This window comes from Dinoroseobacter sp. S124A (genome assembly GCF_049801015.1).
Classification (GTDB): Bacteria; Pseudomonadota; Alphaproteobacteria; order Rhodobacterales; family Rhodobacteraceae; genus Dinoroseobacter.
On the sequence record NZ_JBNAGD010000018.1, the window covers coordinates 1 to 2750 of the forward strand.

Below are 2750 nucleotides of genomic sequence, written 5' to 3' on the forward strand. Positions count from 1 at the left end.
CGTGATGTGCGTCAGCGCGCAAATGCCTCTCTCATCATCGCCATTTCATTCCCGGCCCAACCGCCCCAAATCCAACTCATCGGCAGCGACACACACCGCCGACACACACAACACCGCGGCTCGCAACGCACATTCAAGCCGCGTAACACACTGAAAGGACTACTGAAATGAAACTCGCTCTGACATCCGCCCTCGTGATCGCCCTGACCGCTCCGGCCTTCGCCTCCTCCCAGCTCGAGCGTCAGCTCGGCGTCGAGCCCGGCGCCTACAGCTTCTCCGAACTGGCCGCGATCAAAGGCTCCTTCGACAGCGACAATGGCTACAACATCCCGCCCCGCGGCGACGTGGTCTCGACCCAGTCGGTCGGCATCTCCCCGGCCCATGCACAGCTGGCCGCGACCCTGGGCCTGGACGCAAACGACTACAGCTTCGGCGAACTGGCCGCCATCAAGGGCAGCTTCGACACCGACACCGGCTATAACGTGGCCGAGCGCGGCGCAGTCGTCTCGACCCAATCCGTGGGCGTGACCGGCGCAAGCGCACAGCTCGCAGCCTCCCTCGGGCTGGACGCAAACGACTACAGCTTCGCCGAGCTGGCCGCGATCAAAGGCGCCAAGGGTTCGTCTAACGAGTAATCCTTAACATCCCCCAAACCCCGCCCGGCCTCCTCCCGCCGGGCGGGCGTTTCACCGACCGTCCGGCGCGCGCCCGGTAAACCGGCTTCGATCCTGTCCCACGCGCACCCCTCCCCGCCCCATGGAATCAGGAAGACCCACCCTGTCCCCCGGCGCGCCGCCCCCGTCCCGCTTTCCAAAGCGCGTACAGCGGCTTGACGCCCCGAATTGAAGCGTTTGCACGATCCAGCCTGTCATGGCACCTTGGGGTCATAGTTCTGGAGCGTTCCTCGATGCAGAAACTGACCAAATGTGCCATTCTGGCGGGCGTTCTGACCTGCGCCGCATCGGCTGTTCCCGCAGGGTCGACCGTGACCAAGAGCAGTCAGGGCACCGCGGTCAAACTCTCTGAAACGCCGCTCGCGCAATACTACCGTAAAATGCAGACAAGCTTTCTGGCGCAGGGTCTCATGAAGACCACGACCCGGATGTCCAACGCGCCCATGGATCCGGCGACCCTGTCGCGCGACTTCGTCGAAATCGCTCTGCACAATGAATATGGCGGCGGGCTCAGTTCATCCGGGCACCGCAGCAAGAAGCCGCTTCTGCGCTGGGAAGAACCGGTGCGGATGCAGGTCATGTTCGGCGCGAGCGTCGACAAGGCGCGCCGCGCCAAGGATCTGCGCACGATCTCCAGCTATGTGAACACGCTGGCTCGCGCCACACGGCATCCGATCACGGTCAATCCCCACAAACCGAACTTCCATGTCCTGGTGGTGACCGAAGGCGAGCGCAAGAGCCTTGCCAAGACCTTGCCAAAACTCATCCCCGGAATCTCGAAATCGACCCTGAGCAACATCGCCAGGATGCGGCCCAATCACCTGTGCATGGTGGTTGCAGAACCCCATGGCGATCGCAGTCGCGGGTTCCGGCGCGCGGTCGCGATCATACGCGCCGAGCATCCGGATCAGATGCGGGCATCCTGCATTCAGGAAGAGTTGGCGCAGGGGATGGGCCTGTCGAATGATTGCCAGGAAGTCTGGCCCTCGATCTTTAACGACGACCAGGAATTTGCGCTGTTGACCCGCCGGGACGAGAAGCTTCTGGGTATGCTCTATGATCCCCGGTTACGATCCGGGATGACAACGGACGAAGTCGTGCCCTACCTGCACGCGGTTGCCTCGTCGCAATACTGACGTTTCGCCCTTAGCGCGCTGAATCAGACCCCGATTTCGGGGTCTTTTTTATGGGATTTCCCCGGGCCAAGGGGTCCTGTGCGTTTTTTTCGGTGTTTTTTCTCTCACGCGTGGCGTGAGGTTTCAGGCTCTGGGCGGGCGGTGTTGGAAACATCACCGGGGCGTGAGGGGGTGGTTCGGGGTAAGTCTCTGGAATGGCTGCGTTTTCCCGAAAGACACCGGCGTCCCGCGCAGAAGGCCTGATCGCGCGAGCGTGATGTGCGTCAGCGCGCAACAGCCTCTCTCATCATCGCCATTTCATTCCCGGCCCAACCGCCCCAAATCCAACTCATCGGCAGCGACACACACCGCCGACACACACAACTCCGCGGCTCGCAACGCACATTCAAGCCGCGTAAAACACTGAAAGGACTACTGAAATGAAACTCGCTCTGACATCCGCCCTCGTGATCGCCCTGACCGCTCCGGCCTTCGCCTCCTCCCAGCTCGAGCGTCAGCTCGGCGTCGAGCCCGGCGCCTACAGCTTCTCCGAACTGGCCGCGATCAAAGGCTCCTTCGACACCGACAATGGCTACAACATCCCGCCCCGCGGCGACGTGGTCTCGACCCAGTCGGTCGGCATCTCCCCGGCCCATGCACAGCTGGCCGCGACCCTGGGCCTGGACGCCAATGACTACAGCTTCGGCGAACTGGCCGCCATCAAGGGCAGCTTCGACACCGACACCGGCTATAACGTGGCCGAGCGCGGCGCAGTCGTCTCGACCCAGTCCGTGGGCGTGACCGGCGCAAGCGCACAGCTCGCAGCCTCCCTCGGGCTGGACGCAAACGACTACAGCTTCGCCGAGCTGGCCGCGATCAAAGGCGCCAAGGGTTCGTCTAACGAGTAATCCTTAACATCCCCCAAACCCCGCCCGGCCTCCTCCCGCCGGGCGGGCGTTTC

3 protein-coding genes are annotated in these 2750 nt (G+C 63.0%); all 3 read left to right on the forward strand.

The annotated features are described in order from the left end of the window. Positions 1–167 precede the first annotated feature (167 nt). Positions 168–635: a hypothetical protein gene (locus ACP15I_RS22000; protein WP_424976701.1), complete on the forward strand. Its 468-nt coding sequence runs from the start codon at positions 168–170 to the stop codon at positions 633–635. Between the two features lie 272 nt (positions 636–907). Continuing rightward, complete coding sequence (locus ACP15I_RS22005; RefSeq protein ID WP_424976702.1) at positions 908–1810, forward strand: DUF2927 domain-containing protein; 903 nt, start codon at positions 908–910, stop codon at positions 1808–1810. A 419-nt stretch (positions 1811–2229) separates the two neighbouring features. Beyond that, positions 2230–2697 carry a hypothetical protein gene (locus tag ACP15I_RS22010; protein ID WP_424967496.1) on the forward strand — a complete coding sequence of 156 codons (468 nt, stop codon included), beginning with the start codon at positions 2230–2232 and terminating at the stop codon, positions 2695–2697. Positions 2698–2750 lie beyond the last annotated feature (53 nt).